Annotated in this window: 23 protein-coding genes; 10 read left to right on the top strand and 13 right to left on the bottom strand. The window is 54.7% G+C overall.

Annotation, left to right across the window (positions count from 1 at the left end; all coding sequences use genetic code 11):
* Together BLT50_RS07075 and BLT50_RS19245 are read right to left on the bottom strand one after the other, a co-directional pair.
* Positions 1-188: transposase (locus BLT50_RS07075; RefSeq protein WP_139170485.1), on the bottom strand; the 188-nt coding region annotated here is incomplete at its 3' end.
* Positions 133-348 (bottom strand): hypothetical protein, encoded by a 216-nt coding sequence (locus tag BLT50_RS19245; RefSeq protein WP_175491395.1) that lies wholly within the window; start codon positions 346-348, stop codon positions 133-135. The genes BLT50_RS07075 and BLT50_RS19245, both read right to left, overlap by 56 nt.
* Positions 349-706: 358 nt before the next feature.
* Between BLT50_RS19245 and BLT50_RS07065 the strand changes: the two genes are divergently transcribed.
* The gene (locus BLT50_RS07065) at positions 707-2,014 is read left to right on the top strand and encodes a hypothetical protein (protein WP_090027922.1); all 1,308 of its coding nucleotides are present in this window, start codon (positions 707-709) and stop codon (positions 2,012-2,014) included.
* A gap of 746 nt (positions 2,015-2,760) precedes the next feature.
* On the opposite strand, the gene BLT50_RS07060 is transcribed toward BLT50_RS07065, so the two are convergent.
* Complete coding sequence (locus BLT50_RS07060) at positions 2,761-3,429, bottom strand: ArsR/SmtB family transcription factor (RefSeq protein WP_090027921.1); 669 nt, start codon at positions 3,427-3,429, stop codon at positions 2,761-2,763.
* 87 nt (positions 3,430-3,516) lie between these two features.
* Here BLT50_RS07060 and BLT50_RS07055 point away from each other — a divergent pair, with 87 nt between their 5' ends.
* From BLT50_RS07055 to BLT50_RS07040, 4 genes are all read left to right on the top strand, one after another.
* Positions 3,517-4,368, top strand: coding sequence for a sterol desaturase family protein (locus tag BLT50_RS07055; protein WP_090027920.1), 852 nt, complete (start codon positions 3,517-3,519; stop codon positions 4,366-4,368).
* On the top strand, positions 4,365-4,676 hold the full coding sequence (locus BLT50_RS07050; RefSeq protein WP_090027919.1) for a hypothetical protein: 312 nt from the start codon (positions 4,365-4,367) through the stop codon (positions 4,674-4,676). The genes BLT50_RS07055 and BLT50_RS07050 overlap by 4 nt, the downstream gene beginning before the upstream one ends.
* Positions 4,673-5,098 (top strand): rhodanese-like domain-containing protein, encoded by a 426-nt coding sequence (locus tag BLT50_RS07045; RefSeq protein WP_090027918.1) that lies wholly within the window; start codon positions 4,673-4,675, stop codon positions 5,096-5,098. The genes BLT50_RS07050 and BLT50_RS07045 overlap by 4 nt, the downstream gene beginning before the upstream one ends.
* A 181-nt stretch (positions 5,099-5,279) precedes the next feature.
* On the top strand, positions 5,280-5,897 hold the full coding sequence (locus tag BLT50_RS07040) for a cytochrome c (RefSeq protein ID WP_175491418.1): 618 nt from the start codon (positions 5,280-5,282) through the stop codon (positions 5,895-5,897).
* A gap of 84 nt (positions 5,898-5,981) precedes the next feature.
* On the opposite strand, the gene BLT50_RS07035 is transcribed toward BLT50_RS07040, so the two are convergent.
* Together BLT50_RS07035 and BLT50_RS18990 are read right to left on the bottom strand one after the other, a co-directional pair.
* Positions 5,982-6,413 carry a DUF302 domain-containing protein gene (locus tag BLT50_RS07035; protein WP_090027916.1) on the bottom strand — a complete coding sequence of 144 codons (432 nt, stop codon included), beginning with the start codon at positions 6,411-6,413 and terminating at the stop codon, positions 5,982-5,984.
* Between the two features lie 659 nt (positions 6,414-7,072).
* Complete coding sequence (locus tag BLT50_RS18990; protein WP_139170484.1) at positions 7,073-7,759, bottom strand: hypothetical protein; 687 nt, start codon at positions 7,757-7,759, stop codon at positions 7,073-7,075.
* A gap of 202 nt (positions 7,760-7,961) precedes the next feature.
* On the opposite strand from BLT50_RS18990, the gene BLT50_RS07025 reads away from it, so the two are divergent.
* A complete protein-coding gene (locus BLT50_RS07025) occupies positions 7,962-8,906 on the top strand; it encodes a tyrosine-type recombinase/integrase (RefSeq protein ID WP_090027914.1) in 945 nt (314 codons plus the stop codon).
* Between the two features lie 107 nt (positions 8,907-9,013).
* Here BLT50_RS07025 and BLT50_RS07020 read toward each other — a convergent pair whose 3' ends face one another.
* Positions 9,014-9,919, bottom strand: a complete 906-nt coding sequence (locus BLT50_RS07020; protein ID WP_090027913.1) for a patatin-like phospholipase family protein — start codon at positions 9,917-9,919, stop codon at positions 9,014-9,016.
* A 301-nt stretch (positions 9,920-10,220) separates the two neighbouring features.
* On the opposite strand from BLT50_RS07020, the gene BLT50_RS07015 reads away from it, so the two are divergent.
* Both BLT50_RS07015 and BLT50_RS07010 read left to right on the top strand, forming a co-directional pair.
* Positions 10,221-10,538, top strand: coding sequence for a hypothetical protein (locus BLT50_RS07015; protein ID WP_090027912.1), 318 nt, complete (start codon positions 10,221-10,223; stop codon positions 10,536-10,538).
* 182 nt (positions 10,539-10,720) lie between these two features.
* The gene (locus tag BLT50_RS07010) at positions 10,721-11,389 is read left to right on the top strand and encodes a hypothetical protein (protein WP_090027911.1); all 669 of its coding nucleotides are present in this window, start codon (positions 10,721-10,723) and stop codon (positions 11,387-11,389) included.
* A gap of 79 nt (positions 11,390-11,468) precedes the next feature.
* On the opposite strand, the gene BLT50_RS07005 is transcribed toward BLT50_RS07010, so the two are convergent.
* On the bottom strand, positions 11,469-12,194 hold the full coding sequence (locus BLT50_RS07005; protein WP_090027910.1) for an NAD(P)H-dependent oxidoreductase: 726 nt from the start codon (positions 12,192-12,194) through the stop codon (positions 11,469-11,471).
* 81 nt (positions 12,195-12,275) lie between these two features.
* Between BLT50_RS07005 and BLT50_RS07000 the strand changes: the two genes are divergently transcribed.
* A complete protein-coding gene (locus BLT50_RS07000; RefSeq protein ID WP_090027909.1) occupies positions 12,276-13,181 on the top strand; it encodes a LysR family transcriptional regulator in 906 nt (301 codons plus the stop codon).
* Positions 13,182-13,332: 151 nt separating this feature from the next.
* Here BLT50_RS07000 and BLT50_RS06995 read toward each other — a convergent pair whose 3' ends face one another.
* Genes BLT50_RS06995 through BLT50_RS06985 form a run of 3 tightly spaced genes read right to left on the bottom strand, consistent with a single transcriptional unit; the run spans position 13,333 to position 15,121 of the window.
* Positions 13,333-14,100 carry an MBL fold metallo-hydrolase gene (locus BLT50_RS06995; RefSeq protein WP_090027908.1) on the bottom strand — a complete coding sequence of 256 codons (768 nt, stop codon included), beginning with the start codon at positions 14,098-14,100 and terminating at the stop codon, positions 13,333-13,335.
* Positions 14,100-14,414 carry a cupin domain-containing protein gene (locus BLT50_RS06990; RefSeq protein ID WP_090027907.1) on the bottom strand — a complete coding sequence of 105 codons (315 nt, stop codon included), beginning with the start codon at positions 14,412-14,414 and terminating at the stop codon, positions 14,100-14,102. The genes BLT50_RS06995 and BLT50_RS06990 overlap by 1 nt, the downstream gene beginning before the upstream one ends.
* 38 nt (positions 14,415-14,452) lie before the next feature.
* Positions 14,453-15,121: a LysE family translocator gene (locus BLT50_RS06985; RefSeq protein WP_090027906.1), complete on the bottom strand. Its 669-nt coding sequence runs from the start codon at positions 15,119-15,121 to the stop codon at positions 14,453-14,455.
* A gap of 370 nt (positions 15,122-15,491) precedes the next feature.
* Here BLT50_RS06985 and BLT50_RS06980 point away from each other — a divergent pair, with 370 nt between their 5' ends.
* Positions 15,492-16,028 carry a site-specific integrase gene (locus tag BLT50_RS06980; RefSeq protein WP_245723318.1) on the top strand — a complete coding sequence of 179 codons (537 nt, stop codon included), beginning with the start codon at positions 15,492-15,494 and terminating at the stop codon, positions 16,026-16,028.
* Between the two features lie 45 nt (positions 16,029-16,073).
* On the opposite strand, the gene BLT50_RS06975 is transcribed toward BLT50_RS06980, so the two are convergent.
* The 3 genes from BLT50_RS06975 to BLT50_RS06965 are packed head-to-tail and all read right to left on the bottom strand — an operon-like array spanning position 16,074 to position 18,194.
* Positions 16,074-16,595 (bottom strand): Lrp/AsnC family transcriptional regulator, encoded by a 522-nt coding sequence (locus BLT50_RS06975; RefSeq protein ID WP_090027904.1) that lies wholly within the window; start codon positions 16,593-16,595, stop codon positions 16,074-16,076.
* Positions 16,592-17,518: a VOC family protein gene (locus BLT50_RS06970; protein WP_245723317.1), complete on the bottom strand. Its 927-nt coding sequence runs from the start codon at positions 17,516-17,518 to the stop codon at positions 16,592-16,594. The genes BLT50_RS06975 and BLT50_RS06970 overlap by 4 nt, the downstream gene beginning before the upstream one ends.
* Positions 17,487-18,194 carry an SDR family oxidoreductase gene (locus BLT50_RS06965; protein ID WP_090027903.1) on the bottom strand — a complete coding sequence of 236 codons (708 nt, stop codon included), beginning with the start codon at positions 18,192-18,194 and terminating at the stop codon, positions 17,487-17,489. Before BLT50_RS06965 ends, BLT50_RS06970 begins: the two co-directional genes overlap by 32 nt.
* Positions 18,195-18,344: the final 150 nt, after the last annotated feature.

The following is an 18,344-nucleotide window of genomic DNA, read 5'->3' as shown; positions in this document are numbered from 1 at the left end:
AGCCGCTTCAGCTCCTTCAATTGATCTACGCCCATTCCGCCATACTGCTTGCGCCAGCGATAGTACGTCTGTTCAACAACGCCGATCTGTCGGATCGCGTCGAGACGGGACATGCCCTGTCCCATCAGCACCTCAACCTGTCGTAACTTCGAGACAATCTCTTCGGGCTTGGGTCGCCTGTTTGCCATTCTCGGTCCTCCGTTTCCTAAACATAGTGGTGGACCAGTTCAGTTGGGGAGGCTCAATGTTGGCGTGTTTGAAGCCGACCCGGTCGGCAATCTCGCGTTGGGTGAGCTCCGATGCTTCGATGGCGGCGGCAAGCTTCGCCGCAGTGGGACTGGTGATCATGAACGGCTCCTTCTGTTCAGTGTCTTCTCTGTCTCGTGATAGACAGCGCGCAGACGACCGTGATTGGCAGAAGGTGATCGCCGCCATGCTCGGCCGGCGCTCCAAGGAACCGATCCACCCCGGGTTTCTCTGGCGGCAGAGCCTCATAAGGCAACGCGGCACATCTAGGACTTCGGAGTTCCAAGGGCTCACCGGTAGGCAAAAAGCGCGCCTTTCCCAAAATCCACCACGCATCGCACAGGCAAGCCAACGTCGCTAACCCCGTAAGAAAACATGCGTTTCGTTACGGGGTTTTTACGGGGTTACTACGGGGAAAATTCTTCTAACCCTCTGAATTCATTGAAACACGGAAAATCCTATGATCCTGACCGAGAAAACCATGATTCCGCTCGCCTTTCGTGACCGCCCTGAGTGGCCCGAGAAGGTCTCACCACCGTCGATATCCTATGCCATCGCGCGTTATGAAACGAAGAACGGGCGCGCGCCGCAGCCCATACTACGCGGCAGAGTCTTGGGCACTCCCGAGATCGATCTCAACGACTACGCGTGCCGGGCAGAGATCGATTGGATCGAATTGCGACTGGAGACGCAAAGCCACCACCAGGCCCGTAACATGCAGCCCACCATCACGAAGATGCTGGAAGAGATGGGCTCGTCTTCGACAGTCTTTGTGCAGGGACCCAACCGGGAAAAGCGACATATCGGTGATCAGTTCATTCTGAAATTTCAGGCGCCCAAACCCAAGGAGCTACCAACGCTCATGGCGGCCGTGTGCGCAAAATATGCGCCACAGGCTGCGCTCCTGGGTCTTCCGATCGCGGGGATTGAGGTTTCGGTCGATTTTTACGTGAAGAGCTCACGCCACTTTGCCCCTCATGAAACCCGACTCCGACGGTGGCAAATGGTCGACATCCTGAGACGCCACTTACGGCCAGATTCTATCCTGACTGACACTGCTCGAGGATACCCGCGTTTCTACGGGGGTAAGTATGGTGGCGGCGGGTCAACCTACTTTGTCGATACCACCCAGGCAGATCTCTCCGCTGCCCTTGTTCTGCAAGCGGCAAAACTCGGCTTGGAACAAGAAGCATTGGTGCCGCTCGACATCAAGAAGCATGCCCAGCCGGAAATCGACAGCACGGCCTATATCGGCCCGAGGGATTTCTACGTCATGTTGAGGACGATGAACAAAATAACTGATCGCAGGAACCCGGCTACAGAAACTGCCGTTGAATTGTCTCCCAATGAGCGGCGTGCTCGACTTGAAGTGACGCTCCAGGGGGCGTCCAATGAGATCGGCGCTCATGCAGAAATGGGCCTCGCTACCCTTGGCGATCTTGGGCAATCTCGCTTCAAGCCCATCCGGCGGCTCTGCTTCGAGTTCTTCCTGCCGACATTTGGTGGAGCAAGTCTCGAGGAAGAGCTCGGGTTCAGAATCCGTGCAACGGAGCGAGATGTTTTCGCCAAAAGCGGCGTCTATGGCCTCGACAGATTTCACCGCTCCGTCGCGGCCGTTCAGCTCGCCCAGTATCAGCGGAAGACGAGAAAATCGAAGCCGTCCAATCTCGGCAAGAAGGGCAGGCTGGTCTCCTGGTCGGAGATGAACGAGAAGATCGACCGCGCTCTGAAGAAGCTGGATCGGGACTGGGCGAAATCAGGGCTATGAGTTGCTGATTTGCGCGGTTGCGCGCAGAGCATGGGATCTCTCTAACCCCGCCAAAAGAACATGCTTTTCGTGGCGGGGTTTTGAAGGGGTTTTGGCGGGGTTATTTCCGCTAAACCTCTGAGTTCACTGAAATACAGAAAATCTCACGAATTCGGGCTTTCCGGCGCTTTTGCTTCAGGCTTTTCGAACGGTTTGCGGCGGTTTGAAAGCGTGTCCAAAGCCTAGCTTTTAGTGCTCAAGCGAGTTCAAAGACTTTGAATCGAGAGAGCAATCACAATGCACAAGAGCGTTACGTATACCGTGCCCGGATACTGCCACAGCAAAGCTATGAAAGTTCTCATGATGTCTTGCCCTTTTCCATGCCCCCAACCGCCGTGATAAGGAACACGGTGGGAAGTCTTTTGTCCGAGTTGCGGCATTTTTCTGGCAGATTGGCAGATCGAAAGTTCGGTAGATTTTCGGCGCGCACGTATCCTTTTGAGCAGCAACCTAGTTGGCGCCTTACAGCGCTCTTCCCTTAGGGCCTATACCTTTGCTTTGTTTCATAAATGCCGCCGTTGTCAGCGTGCAGGTTTTTTCAAAACATGGCGTGTTTCAGGAGGCTTTGGTCCGACCCGCGCCAAGAGAAATCCACCTCATTTCCTCCCAAGGTTCAGATCCAAAGAGAGCTTGTTAGATATCAAGTTAACTTTGTCCCATCTCGATCCTTGTAGCGGTGCAACCGTCAACGAAGATCTGATCGACGGTCAATCCCAACTGATTGTTTTGACTTCCCGCCCTTCTTCCCTCCATTCTGGTAATCCACCTTCGAGGCGGCGGGCGATTAGTCCGTGCCTGCGTAAGGCGGCCACAGCCTGATGAGAATAGACGCAGTAAGGCCCTCGGCAGTAGGCGACAATTTCCTTGCTCGCGTCGAGAGACGGGAGCAGCTGTTCCAAGTCGGCCAAGTTTATGTTGAGGGCGCCGGGAATGTGCGCGAGCTCGTATTCGTCCACGGGGCGCATATCCAGAACCGTCACTGACCCGTCAGCCAGTCGTGCTGCCAGTTCATCACGACTTAAGGGTTCGGGCGCGTCTTCACCGTCCGAAAGACCGCGCAGGATATGCTCCACCCTTGCGAGGTTTCGTTCAGCCAGCAGGCGCAAGAGGTCCATCAGGTCCAGCGTTTTCGCATCCGTCAGCTGGTAAATTACGGCCTTTCCCTCACGGCGGCTGGTCACCAGCCCGGAACGCCGCAATTGCTGCAAGTGCTGCGAGCAGTTGGCCACCGTCAAGCTTGTCTTCTCCGCCAGACCCTCCACCCCCCGAGGGCCCTGCGCCAGTTGTTCAAGGAGCATCAGCCGCGCAGGGGCAGATACAGCGCGCGCAACAAGGGCATATTCTTCGAGAAGGGACAATTTCGGGTTGGTTGACACAGGTGGCCCTCTGACACTAGATCAATCAATGGATTAATTGAATGTTAGAGAATCTGTTGCCTTGCGCAACCCACAAAGCCTTCGCCGATGTCCCAATCTATCCTCAGCGCCGAACCTGTAATTCGTCTGGTGGCCTTCCTAGGCGTTCTCGCGGCGATGGCGCTGTGGGAGGTTGCCGCGCCGCGCAGACGACGGGAGATCCCGCGGGTGATACGCTGGACGAACAATCTCGCCTTGGTGTTGGTTGATACGATCATTCTGCGCCTGTCATTCCCGATCCTCGCAGTCGGGCTGGCCGTCCTTGCTGAGGACCGTGGCTGGGGTCTGTTCAACAATTTCGACGTGCCCGTCTGGCTGGCCATCGTGGTCTCGATGCTGCTGCTCGATCTGGCGATCTACTTGCAGCATGTGATGTTCCACGCCGTGCCAGCGCTTTGGCGACTGCACAGGATGCACCATGCCGATCTGGATTTTGACGCCACAACAGGTCTGCGCTTTCATCCGGTAGAAATTATGATCTCGATGGGGATCAAATTGGCGGTAGTCGCGGCGCTTGGTCCGCCGGCTGTCGCAGTGCTCTTGTTCGAGGCGATCCTGAACGCGACCGCACTCTTCAACCATGCCAATATCGACCTGCCGCGTTCAGTGGACCGTATCCTGCGACTGATTGTTGTGACGCCCGACATGCACCGCGTCCACCACTCCATCGATCCGCGCGAGACCAATTCCAATTACGGCTTCAACCTGCCGTGGTGGGACCGGCTTCTGGGCACTTATGTAGCGCAGCCAGCGAAGGGACATGAGGAAATGGAGGTGGGTATCGAACAGTTCCGCACACGCCGCGACCTCTGGCTCGATCGGATGCTGATCCAGCCCCTGCGCGGTCCTGCCTCAGGCCATGCGCTCGATCCACGCGTCACCTTGAAGGACAGAAAATGACCTGTGGGCAGGGTGTCCAGGAGAGCCTGTGCCTGTTTCTGGAGCAGCTTGCGCAGGTTTCCTTCAATCGCCTGATCATCGGTTGGCAGAACGCGGTGATTCCGCCGCTTACTCAAACCGAATTCGGTGTGACGGCAGGCTCGATGACTGCGATCTCTGCCAGTATCGTCTCCAATGGAGTAGTTAGATGCGCTGACATGTTGATTAAACGCCATCACCTAGGTGCCTTCTGGTTTGAACGCGCGATGAAAGACTGGCTCACAAGAATTCTCAATATTGAAAACCGGAACGGAGGAACCCCCGGATGAAGTCGAAGCACCTATTTTTGGCGGCGACCGTCGCATTTTACGTCCACGCAGCACCTGCACTGGCAGAGGACGCCGCAATTGAGGCTATGCAGGAATACATGATGTTCTCGGAATACGAGTCAGGCATCATTCTACCCCAGCAACTTGACCAGACTGTGTTCGAGACCGCACTCTTCGTCGATACCCGCGATGCGGGTCAGTTCGAGGAGGGCACGATCCCCGGCGCTATTAATATCGAATGGCGTGAAGTGCTGGATCGGATCGAGGAAATTCCCGACGATCGCATGACGATCCTTTTTTGCAACACTGGCAGCCTGTCGGCCCAGGCGGCCTTTGCGCTTCGTGTGGCGGGAAGGTCGAACGTCGTCGTTTTGCAGACCGGCTTCAACGGCTGGCAGCAGGACGCGGCTTACAAGCCCTAGTAACAATAATGAACATCCATCAAACCGGCTCTGGTCACTGAAGTGCTGGCAGGGAGTGCATGGCACCTTTTCGGCCGACTAAGCCTGCTAGGCGCACTCGTAGCGACTCTGCCGCACTCCCAGCGATCATTACAGAGCCCGCGAGCATATGCCCGAGGCATACTCAAAACGCGACTGGCACATGTTCGTTCTGCAACCCATCGCGGTCGTTTCAAAACGTGCTCGAAATTGTGCTAAGGTCAGAACGAAATCGAAAGATCAGGGAGGAAGCGTGATGAAAGCCTTGCCAGTGATCGGAATGCTTGCGGTTTTGTCAGGCTCAATTGTCTTCGCACATGAAAATGCCTCGGGTGTCGTGAAAGAACGCATGGAGTCGATGGAGCGCTTTGAGGAATTGATCGAACGCGTTTTTGCGATGATGCATGGTGAATTGAGTTACGACGCGGATGCCGTGCGGCGGGCGGCCGCTGAAATACGCGACGGCGCCGGCAGGCATATGACGGCGCTCTTTCCCGAAGGCTCCGGAGGTTCGCCAAGCGAGGCACGCGCAGAGATTTGGCGAGACTTCGACCAATTCGAACACTACGCCTTTATGCTTGCGAACTGGTCGAACGAGCTTGCTGAAAATGCGAGCGGAAAGCCGAGCGGGACTTTGCCGAAGCGTTGGGAAGACGCTGAGATGGGGCCCGGCATGATGCAGGGTGGCGGTATGATGAGGCAAGGTGGTCCAGTGTTCGCCGCCTGGCATGTCGCAGCCACCTGCAATGCCTGCCACTCAGACTTCCGCAAAGAAGACTGATAGTGAAAGATGAGGTCAGATTCAAAAGTGCCATCCCGCGAAACAGGTGATGAATCGCGGGATGGTTAAAGCTGACGTCACCAATTACTTGCCTACGGCCTCGCGGGCGATTTCATCCAACAGTGTTTGGACTTCCTGCATCGGGCCTTTTGGAAAATCCCTGAACCCCACCATGACTTCATCGCCGGTGTCGGCCACGAAAATCCCATAGGGGCAGAAAGCGATGTTCATGATGTCCGCTTCCATGACGTTGCGCGAAGTCGTGGCCGAGCAGAACAGAAAGACATCTGCGTTTTCGAAGAGTTCGACATCGCTTCCAACATCCGCGCCGGTTCTGGCAAGCATCGCGCCGACGTGACTAACATAGTCGACGACGAGGCCCCTCCCGATAATGGCACTTTCCAATGCGAATGCCGTGTCCTCGAAATTGGCGTCACTCGAATAAGTCGTGATGTTCTGTGCAAATGCGGCGCCCGCAGTTGTCAGGGCGACGAGGATTGCAGAAAGAGTCTTCATTTTATCCTCCCAGCTTAATGTGGCTGCAGGATAACACGTTTAGAAATTCAGAAGAAAGGATGGGCGCCAGGGTCGCTGAGGCGCGCGTAGGGAGCGTCTAAGACCGTTTTTGTTGTCTGCTACTAGGGGGCGCTTAGAGCCGCTCAGGCGCGCTCTCAGAGCCCCAATCTGATCGGAAGAAAGGTGGGTGTTGAGTTGACCAGATGCGAACCGGTTGAAGCCCGTCGAACCAGTTGAAACTTTTTTTGACGAAACCGCGTTCGCGCCGACGACAGGCTTTGTAACGCGAAGATCGCGCGAGACACTAAGCTGGCATGAGGGAAACGTATCTGTTCATGTCACAGCGCCCAAGCAGCTTGATGCGCGTCCCTAATAGCTTCTACTTTTACTCTATTTTCTCTTCTTAAAGATTCTAAAAATTAAGGCCCGAAGGACGTTTGTTTGAAATCAGCCCTAACGTAGCCGGATTGCTTGCGTCCCTTTTTCTCCCAAGGTTCAGGTTTCTGGCGAGCTTTTTGGAGATGAAGTCAACTTTGCCCCATCTTGATCCTTGTAGGGAGCAGGCTCTTTCTTCGCTCTATGAATTGCGGTGAAGCACTGGTCTGATCTATGTTACCCGGCTCTGTCTCACGGTCGCTCTGCAGGCTCTTTAAAACGGGCTACGTCTGCAGTCTCTTAAGTGCACGTTGAACAGTAGATGCGGTCCAGTGGTTGCCTCTGCTCGTTGTCAGGCCTCGGACGTTTGCTTCGTCAGCGATTGCTTTCAGGGTTGGAGTTCTCCGATCCTCTGTAAGCTCGGCTCTGATCTCACTGAGTTGTTCTGCTTTCTTGTTGGCTTTTCTTGCCCTGACCTCTGCTGACGCTTTGGTTGCTTCTTTGACCTGGTTGCGACCCCAAGGAGTGGGCTCTGTCCTTTTCTTTTCCGACTTGATTTTGAACGTCACTGGGCCGTCGTGAAACAGGATTTGCCGCGTTGCTGTTTCCGACAAGCTGCTGAACGACTTTCTCGTGCGAAGATCAACGAAATGATCACCAAAAGCTTTGAGGTGGGAGCGCAGATCAGCACGATACGCTACGTCGCATCGACTGAACAAGCGGCGGAAATCATCAGTTGTGACAAACGCCCCATGCCGTTTTGCTGTTTCGAGGAGAGCATTCAATTTCGGAAGCGATGCCTGGCTTTTTATATTACGACAGTATTCGACTTTGAGGATGAAACGTTCGCCCGCGGCCTTCTGCTTGTGAAACTCAACCAGGTTGCTGACCGGTCGCAGCTCACCCAGCTTTCTTGCCGGCCAATTCTCCGGGTTTGGACCATGAGTGATCAAAGCGTAGTAAAGTCGCATAAGCACATCCTGAAAGCGTTGCAAAAACGTAAATGAGAAATCACGTTAACTTGGCAATTGACCGGGGTCTAGACTTGGGGAGCCCTGTGTTCAAGTCCCTGTGATTGATGAAATTTCTTCACTCCTGGAGCGGAAAACAGCCCGACGGATGTATCCCGCTCTGCTATAATGCTCATATCTCATAAACAACGCAGAGGTGAGCATGCCGAAGGCCCCCAAAACCGTCCGTGAAGCCTGTGATGCCTGGCTCAAAGAATGCCAGCGCAACAATCTCGAACGCGCCACGATCCGTAGCTATCGCGGTCATGTCATTCATCACATTGACCAGAAGATCGGAGATCTGCTGGTCGGCGAGTTGACCCGCGGCGACGTAGCCGAATTCCTCGATGATCTGCAGGACGAGGGGGTGTCCCGGTCAATGACCAAGAAGGTTTTGGGCAGCTTGCGCTCAGCGCTCGACAAGGCGATGCAACTGGAATGGGTCGACCGCAATGTGGCGCGTGATGTGAAGCTCAAGCGCAATCGTCGCGACGAAGAGGAACGGATCATCCCGACCAAGGATGAGATCAAGATCATGATCGAGAACGTCCCGGACCGGCACAGACCGCTCATCGTGACAGCCATCTTCACCGGCATGCGGATCAGTGAACTACGCGGTCTGACCTGGGATTGCGTCGATTTCGAAGCGCGTCTGATCCACATCCGCAAGCGCGCTGACCGGTTCAACGAAATGGGCAAGCCCAAGAGCCGCACAGGGCGGCGTAGCATCCCCATGGCGCCAATGGTTCATGACACGCTGCAGGCCTGGCGCGAGGACTGTCCCAAGGGCGACGTGGACCTCGTCTTCCCGAACGGCAAGGGAAACGTCGAGAACCACTCGAACATCCACAACCGGGTTCTCGTGCCGTTGCTGCTTGAGAACGGGATCGTGGACGAAGAGGGAAAGCCCAAGTTCAGCTTCCATGCTCTGCGCCACGCTGCGGCGTCTCTGTTCATCGAGCAGAACTGGCCGCCCAAGAAGATCCAGGCCCTGATGGGGCATTCCTCGATCAACGTGACGATGGACGTTTATGGCCATCTCTTCGAGAGCCCGGAAGAAGACGTCGCCCTGTTTGCCAAGCTTGAGGAGGACCTGCTGGCGGCGTGAGATTGTATTAAATGGCTCGTTTGGAGAAACGACCGAAGCCACGTAACTGTCTGTCTCGGCGATCTGAGCTAATGTCCGTTCAGCAGACTAAGCTACCTTTGCACTTGTCAAAGTCTTGCGCACCTTGCGATTGCCTCGGCGTTTTCCTCGACGATGCGACGCCCTTCTTCGATCGCCTCGTTCGCCTTGTGGAAATCCAGCACCGACAGATTGGAAAGGTGGGCATCAAGCAGGACATGCGGCGGGTCACCAGCCAGTTTGGCCCGCCGGATGCCATCGGTCATGATGTCTATCGAAGCTGAAATCACATCGATATATTGCGGGGTAAGATCTTTTTCTGTTCCGCTTTCGAACAACCCGGACAAGGCCGTGGGTAGATCGCGCAGGCGTTCGCTCCAGGATTTCCAGAACATGGGCATTTGTTGTTCACGTTCGGCCCAGAATGTCCCGTCGAAACGGCCGTTGGGGTTGGCAGCGATGACCACCTCGGCTCCCAGTATGCGGCAAGCCGAAACGGGCAGGGGGTTGGTCAGACCACCATCCAAAAACCAGCGATCCCCGATCCGGAACGGGCTTATAACACCTGGAAGGGCGACCGAGGCACGCACGGCTTCGGCAAGATCTCCCTCGGTCAGCCAGACCTCCCGGCCCGAGGCCATATCCGTCGTGACAATGGCCAGCGGAACCGGCAGTTGCTCAATTCTGTCCACATCTACCAGTCGGCGGATCACATCGAGGATTTCCGTGCCCTCAACCAACCCGCCAGAAGACAACCTGATGTCGAGCATTCCAAAGAAATCCCGCGCCGTCTGCTTTCTGGCCCACTCTTCAAGCTCGTCCAGCACCCCGCCGGCGTAGATGGCGGCCACCAACGCGCCCATTGAAGCCCCGGTAATGACGTCGGGCTTTACGCCCATGTCTTCGAGGGCCCGCAAAATACCGATGTGACACCAGCCGCGTGCACCACCGCTGCCGAGCGCAAGACCGATTTTTGGTTTTTGCTTTCGTGCCATTCTTTCAATTCCGCAAACAATCGAGCCGAGTTATGAGCGCCCCATCCGAGCCATCGAATGATGACTCAAGAGTTTGGCAAAGAATAGCTTGGGTTCTTTTTTCAGGCGCGGCGGTTCTGTGTTCCTGAGATGAAAGACGATTTCGAGAAGCTACGGGTTTGCGATCAAGGCGCTCACTCCGCGATCCACCTTTCAGAGGGGATGACTACGGGGTCAGAAGAAGCTGTTGTCTCCAATTTGGTGAATCAGCGGCGGTTGCGTCTTGGAGACATTTTCATGAAACCGGCGTAAGGTCGGAGATATGGATATGTTCGGCTATGAATATCTATTGGGTGAGCCCTGGTTGCCTTACTCGATTGTTGTGGCGCTGCTTTCCGCTGCACTGTCGATCTTTTTTGTGAAGCTCATGCCGATGAGCCCATGGATGTCTTTTTTGTTTACGTGCTTGACCGCTTTTATTGCGGCGGTATTCGCTTCTGGTATCAAAATGGGTGTTGCAGGCGGGGGTGAGGCAGTCTTTTGGAACCTTTTCGGAGGGGCTTTTTTCGCACCTGTCTGGTTGCCGGTATGCGTTGTCGTCCATGCTGCCCTGCGTCGGGAGCTAATTAGACGCCGCTAACAGGGGTCGGCAAACGGGCCACCGTTGCTCGAAGCAATTGAGCCAAGGTTTGCTGCGTGGACAGTGCGAGCGTTCATTTTGGATTTGCCCTTGCGCGCACAAGTATGCGCAGTCTTCGAGAATGTGACTTTCCACGCATAGGGGTCTACTATTGTGGTCGTCAGCGGATCTGGAGGTGCCCAATGAAACCGACATTTCTACTCTTGTCGTTGGTTGTGTCCCTTTTCGCGGAGCGTTTTGCGTTGGCAGATGATTTCGAAATCCGAATTTTGGGGGGATCCATCCAGCTTGGGGGTGAGATCACGATATCTGTCAAAGATGCAGATAAAGAGGTTCCCCAAGACGCAACCTGCCGCTTGGAGATATCTGAGCCATATGCGTCACATCTCAGTGTGGTGTCGTCAAATTGCGCGACCTTTAGGCTTCATCAGGGGTTTGAGCCATTGCGTGATGAGGCCGGATACGCCATTCCTTCGACGCAGGTTCCTTATGACATTGCCGTCTTCGCGGAAAATGGGTCTTTGGTAGGGCGGGTGAACGGTATTTACCCCTACAATAATCAGTTCAGTGATCTCCGCATTCTGATCCGGGATGTAAGAAACCCGGTCTCTCAAGGACAATCCTTCGAAGCGGTTGTCCTCGGCGCCGGAGAACCGATTGCAGACAGTCTGCTATGCCGTTGGAATACCTATGGCCCAGTAAGTTTTGAGCCAACCTCGAAGAACGAGTGCATCGGACGTATAACCGCGTTGTCGCCCGATGGACGCGATGGCGACATGGATGTCGAAATCGTGAACCTAGCGGATATGCATGCCGTCGGGTATGCGATTGCCAAGATAATCGTGAAGTAACGGCAGCAGCCTTTCGCCGCACTTTGAGAAATGTTCCCTGGACGGCAGAAGGCGCCATCTACCTCTGCTGTAACAGCAGTCAACTCAATGGCTGCCCACGGTGATCCCAATCAGGCCAGCCGGGAAACGATTGTGCTGCCTCGTTCCACACTCCGGCAAGGCGATCTTCCCAAGAGTCGAGTTTCTGTGCCAACCTGCATTCCGCCTTGCCATGGTCTTCGTAGCTATATCCGTGGCCTTGAACACCGTGGGCCAGGAAAGGGTGTAAAACCTCGAAGCCCAGATAGTGCAAAGAATAGTGCAGCGGCCAAAGCATTGTGGCTGGATCTCCACCTCGGGCTCCTGGACCAAAAGCTTCTTCAGGGGCTCCTGTGGTCACTGACAACATGGCGCGCTTCCCCTTGAAGTAGCCTTCATCATAGCGCATGCGACTTGTGTAGACGCCGCCGCTGGGAAAAGTGCGGTCAAACCAGCCCTTGAGGATCGCAGGGGGGCCATGCCACCAGAGCGGAAACTGGAGGATCACCAAGTCAGCGTTCCGAAGATTATCGATCTCGCTTCTCACATCCTCGGGCGTCGTTCCATTCTTCCAGGCAGCCCTTTGTTCACCCAAGGGAATGAAGACATCTTTGTTCGAACGATCTTTGTAATGCGCTCCACGCTCTACCGGATCGAAATCCGACGCGTAAAGATCGGTCTTGGTCACGTTATTACCAGCCCGTTTGAAATAGGTTTCCGCCCGGTATGTCAGGCTTCCATTGAATGAAGTCGGTTCAGGGTGAGCGAGAGTTATATGAACATTCATGTTGATCTCGGTTTGATATGGCGGTCAATTTTTCATTGAATAGGAGCTAGCATTCCATGATCATGCATAAAACTGCCGAAATTGTTTTTTGAGTATTCAAAATTGAACAAATCCCTTTCCTGGTCTGATTACGAAACCGTCCTGTGCATCGCCGAAGAGGGCTCTCTCACTGCCGCCGCTCGGGCGACTGGGCAAAGCCATCCGACCATGACGCGCCATCTCAACGGCATTGAGTCCCGACTGGGTGCGCGCTTGTTCGATCGTCTTCGCACGGGATATGTCCCGACAGAGACAGGTTTGGTTCTCCTCGAAACCGCGCAACACATGCGTGCTCTTACGCTGGACGCCGAGCGCCAGGTCCAGGGACAGGATACGCGGCCGGAGGGTAGTGTCACTCTGACAACGACCGACACGCTCCTTATGGGACTTCTAGCGCCGGTCATCCCGGATTTCAGGTCCGACTACAGCGAGGTGACGCTCGATGTTCGGACATCGAACACGGTTTTCGACCTATCACGAAGAGATGCTGATATCGCGCTTAGGCCTTCCTCCTCGCCGGATCTTAACCTTGCGGGTCAACGGTTGGGTGTGATCCGACATGCTTTCTATCGTCCCAGCTCTTGGACAGCGGAAGAAGCCATGTCCGGCCCGGTCATTGGCATGTCAGATGACATGCCTGACGATCGCTTCCATTCCGTTCTGCGCGACTATGCGCTGGAGGATAGGGTCGGCCTAAAGGTGAACTCGCTCCTTGCAAGTTATCAAACGGCGCGGTCAGGTCTCGGCATTGCACTCTTGCCAACTTATCTTGCTGAGGGCGAGGAAGGGCTAGTTAGGCAGACAAATGTCATTCCGGCCATGGACACGGATTTGTGGCTTCTGGTGCATCCTGACCTTCAAAAAACGGCCCGTGTCCGGGCCGTTCTGGATTTTCTGAGACGCAATGCATTCATAAGGAAGCGCTTGCTCGCAGGTGAAGCCGACTAAGTCAGGATCCCAGTTGGAACATCAAGGGGTGCAGGAGCCTTTGACAGCGATACTTCTATATTGGTGTTTTGACTATCTGCTTCCGTTGCTTTCCGCGATTATGAGGCAGCATCAGTGCCGGTCGCTTCCTCAATGCAGACTAGGCGTGCCTTCACATCCACGTCTGATCATTTGGTAGAATACGTGGAAGCTTAAAGACTCCCGGACGATCGGCGCTACGCAGCCTTGAAACGTGCGCCCTTACGGTGGACGCAGGCAGTCTACCCCCATGACCCAAATAGAAATACTTGCCCCCCCGCGACAAAAGCTGGTCCAGAGAATCTGCCACGGCCACTGTGTCTTCTTCGAAAGGCGGTTTCTTAGGGCGGCTTCGCATTGCGATCCCTCCCAGCAGGATACCTGAGGCCAGGAGATCTCCCGCTATTACCCGCCCGTCGTCGAGTAAAACGGAAAGTGAACCAGGGGTATGACCCGGTGTGTGAAGCGCACTAGCTGGAAAGCCAAAAGGTGAAAGATCTGCCTCAGCTTTCGTCAATGGCAGGTCTGGCGTGAAATACTCGAAGCCTTGTTCGATCGCCCCGGTTTTCTGGAAAACCCTTCCGAAAATTCCGCTCGGCCGCAAAACTGGTGGATATCCATTGCAGTAAGGGAACTCATCCTTATGCGCGAACAGAGGTTGCGCCGTCAGCCTGCGCACCTGTGCGGCAGACCCGGCGTGATCGATATGGGCATGGGTAAGAACCGTGAGCGCAATATCGGACCAATCAAGCTTATGCATTTTCAAGGCATTCTCAATCTTCCCCTCCGATCCAGGTAGGCCGGTATCAACAAGCAAAGCGCGTCTCTCATGGATTACAAGAAAGGCGTTCACCATGCCGAAGGGCAGGATTGGTATTGTCTCAATGATGGTCTGTGTCATCAGATGCTTCCCTCGCGCTCGATGACGAGCACGCGGGCTGAACCAATAGGGTGAGCAACATGTTCATCCCCCTCTTGCGCGTGAAACACATCTCCCGCCGTCATTGGATGTATTGCGACTTTGCCGTTTTCTCTGGCATGCATCTCGACTTTTCCATCGAGCACCACGAAGACTTCGGGGCCATCGTTGACGTGCCACTGATAACTTTCGTTGGTCCAGTGGAGGCGCACCGTCGTTGCACCTGTGAACCGCTCGATGTTCATGGCCTCCCAGGCACGCGTGCCCGTGAAATCCTGAGGAGAGATCTTTTTCATAGGATTTCCTTGAGTCTGAAGAATTTCTGTAATGGAAGTCAGGTTCCGAAAGCGCCGAACGCGTTGGCGATACGCTCTGGGTCCAGTAAGACGGAAAGGGCGCTGAAGGCGACGAGAGCTGCCATAACGAAGGACGCCCAGCGTGATGACACGCCCTTCATCGTCAGCGCACCTATTCCTCTACCCGCGAGTGCCCAAAGGGCCAGGCAAAGAGGGGCAACCATGACAAAGGTGACCGCCATCAATCCCGCCCGCATGAGCAGCTCTGAAGCAACCCCTGAGTAAGCGGCACTAGCTCCAAGCGCCATGGTCCAAGCTTTGGGGTTTACCCATTGAAACATGGCCGCCTCCAAAATGGTCAAAGGGCGGGCCTCGGTGTCCAGCTGGTTTGGTGTGTCTTCGCTTGCCTGGGGTGCGAAAGCAGCTCTTCCGAGCTGCCATGCAAGCCAGAAAAGCCAACCTGCCCCTGCGATGCGAACCACTGCCAATATCTGCGGGTATGCACCGAGCACTGTGCCGAGACCAAGCACGACGGAACCAATCATCAGGGCGAAACCTCCCACGATCCCGGCCATGTGCGGCAGAGTTCTTTTCAGACCGAAAGCAGCACTGGACGCCATCACCATGAAGTTGTTTGGCCCAGGGGTTACAGAGGCAACGGCGGCAAACGTTACAAGTCCGAAAAATGTGCTGGGGTTTTCTAGCATTGGAGTTTCCCTCGCTATTTGAAGCGGATGACATGCATCGGAAGCGGACAAGTTCTTGTGAGGCAGGGCTTGACGGCACGTATGCTCCCTTTGCCGGAGCAGAGATACGTGGAGAGAAAACCTTAAGAAACAGACAGCTTTGTTTATTGAATGCACGTAAATGAACAAACTCGCGGCGATATCGAATGGCAGCAATCAAACCTCTGAAGTGGTTTGACAGCACTGAGGGCATTGAGATTCCTCGGAAAAACCAAGGTGGCTTCCGTCGGCGCCACATGTCCTTTTGCGAAAGCATTCAACAGGCCCGGCGCCGCCTTCAGAGCTGAGTGTGTCCTAATCCTGCCTGCGCTGGGCGCTATAACAAGCTATCGTGGTTTTGCGGCCTGTCGAACTGGATTGCGGTCGTCTTTTCCGTATCAACATTGCGGATTGCGTCGATTTCGATGCACGTCTGATCCACATCCGCAAACGCGCTGACCGGTTCAACGAGATGGGCAAGCCCAAGAGCCGCACGGGGCGGCGCAGCATCCCCATGGCGCCAATGGTTCATGACACGCTGCAGGCCTGGCGCGAGGACTGTCCCAAGGGCGAGCTGGACCTCGTCTTCCCGAACGGCAAGGGAAACGTCGAGAACCACTCGAACATCCACAACCGGGTTCTCGTGCCGTTGCTGCTTGAGAACGGGATCGTGGACGAAGAGGGAAAGCCCAAGTTCAGCTTCCATGCTCTGCGCCACGCTGCGGCGTCTCTGTTCATCGAGCAGAACTGGCCGCCCAAGAAGATCCAGGCCCTGATGGGGCATTCCTCGATCAACGTGACGATGGACGTTTATGGCCATCTCTTCGAGAGTCCGGAAGAAGATGTCGCCCTGTTTGCCAAGCTGGAGGAGGACCTGCTGGCGGCGTGAGGTTAGGTATACTACCCAAGTGAGGTGCTTATCAGTCTGCGTCGTTCAGAGATAGCTTGTAGGTATCGCTGTAGTGAATTTGAGCTCTTCCATCGAGATCATGGAGTTAATCTGATTGAACTCGAGACGCTCAATCATCTGCTTGTATACGCGATCGTATGTTGCGACATCGGGCACGACAACTTTCAAAATATAGTCCACCGTTCCCGTTAGTCGGTATGCTTCGGTGATTTCCGGTATTTCTTCGATGAGTTCGCGAAACTGATTGAGCCATGAGATTTCATGACGGGAAGCCGTGACCCCGATAAAAATTGTCATGGGAACATTCGCCCGTTTTTGATCAACGAGCGCAACTCGGCCTTTTATTAATCCGGCTTCTTCCATTCGCTTGATGCGACGCCAGCAAGGTGTTGCGGATAAGCCGACTTCCTCCGAAATCGCCGTTATGGGCGCCTCACTGTCGCGTTGGAGGATGTCGAGAATCCGTTGGTCAATGCTGTCAAATGTAATGTTTTCAGCTGCACGGCGACTACGGCTTCCCGCGCCTGTTTTCGGTCCGCCTGTCATTTCGCAACGAACTCTACGATTGTTCCACAAGCGTCTACAGGGGCAACAGCAAGCCCTTTTGCCGTGGGGTGCGCAGCAATGTTCGCGGCATCGAGACTAGCTCTGACTTTTTTTATGTCTTGAACGTCTATGCGGAGGCCTGCAAAGGCACCTTTTGGCAAACTCGATACGTCTAGCCACGGATACGTTTCCTTCAAAGATTGCGGCGTGAACAATTCCAATGGGGCAGACGCCTTGCCCGTTTCGATTTGTGCACCTGTAGGCGTCTTCGCAACGGTCGAATTGGCCCATAGTCTTGCGAACGCGTCCGCATCTTGTTGCGGATCCTCGCTAACCGCCAGGATGGCGTTCAATCCGCAAGCCGAATTGGGATGCTTGATCAATTCAGGCAGCCAGACCGTTTCGCGTGTGCGATGTTGGCACATGAATACCGTCCCGAATGGCACCTCCTCCGATGTAAATGCAACGGTGGAGAATGCCGCGATCCCTTCGGTTCCGTCAGGCAACGGGACAGGACGCTCAAAACTGCCCAATCCTTCCGTTGCAATTCCCAAGTCGCCTAGCGCTTTTGAAGCTTCACTGGCATCATCAATCCTGCACGCGATTGCGTGTAGACCTTCACCCATACGCTCTAGCGCCTCAAACCTCCCGGCATTGCCGGGTGTTTTTTTCAGAAGCCCCAGAAGTTCGAAGTAATCTTCCGGAAACATAATTGTATGGTTGGCCGATCCCTTTGCAGCAGAATGCAAACCACGAGGAGAAATAGTGAAGCCTAATTCTGCATAGCGCTTCGCCGCTTCGTCGAGGTTGCTAACGAGAAGGAAAACATGATCGACGCCTTTAACCGGATGGTTCATTTCTCTCTCCTGTTGAATGATTTGATGTAGCCAGTCATCCGCGGACCGGTGCGAGAACGATTTCATGAACCGCGACCGCTGGGTTCATTTCCGCGGCGAAAAGTGCAGCTTCGGCCATATCTTCAGGCTGAATCATTTCGGCCGCCATGCTGGGGTCATACCCGGGGCGACGCTCCATGAGGGGTGTTGCGACCTCTGCGGGGCATAGAGCGCAAGAGCGTATGCCGTTCTTGCCCTCTTCTGAATTCAAGCTTGCAGAAATGTCTGAAAGAGCATGTTTGGATGCTCCGTACGGGACGCCTGCGACGGCAGAATGGAAGCGTCCTGCCCAAGACGAGGTGTGGATCATAACGCCACCAGAGGGTCGCATAACGGGTAGTGTCGCAGCGATCACGTTAAGCGCGCCAGTGATATTGACCTCAATGACTTCATCCCAGGACTGCCAATCCAGTTCAGCCCACGTGCGGTGGGGTATATTCAAGCCAGCATTGTTGCAGAGCACATTTAGCGAGCCGAGGTTTTGTGCGATTTCCGCGGCCGTTTCTGCCATTAGATCGCGGTCTCTCACATCGCCGGGCGCAATAAGCACTCGTGTCGAACTGGGCAGCGCAAGTGCAACATCCTCAAGACTCTGCCGATTTCGCGCGGTGATAGCTAGGTCGTATCCGGCATCTGCAAAGTGTCGCGCCATGGCTGCTCCGATTCCAGAGCCTGCACCAGTTATCCAAACGACTTTTCGCATTTCTGTGCCTCGAAATTTTGTTTGCTCAACTCAATATCCCAATTTTTGCTCAAAACATAGCATGATTTTCCTAGTTTTGAGGATATTGTAGTTTTTCAGTTGACATGCGTCATCTTGTCAACGGACTATCCGGGTATCCAAAGAGAGCCG

It is taken from the genome of Lutimaribacter saemankumensis (genome assembly GCF_900100005.1).
Classification (GTDB): Bacteria; Pseudomonadota; Alphaproteobacteria; order Rhodobacterales; family Rhodobacteraceae; genus Lutimaribacter; species Lutimaribacter saemankumensis.
The sequence above is the reverse complement of the archived record's forward strand: the minus strand, read 5'-3'. Positions and strand labels throughout refer to the sequence as shown.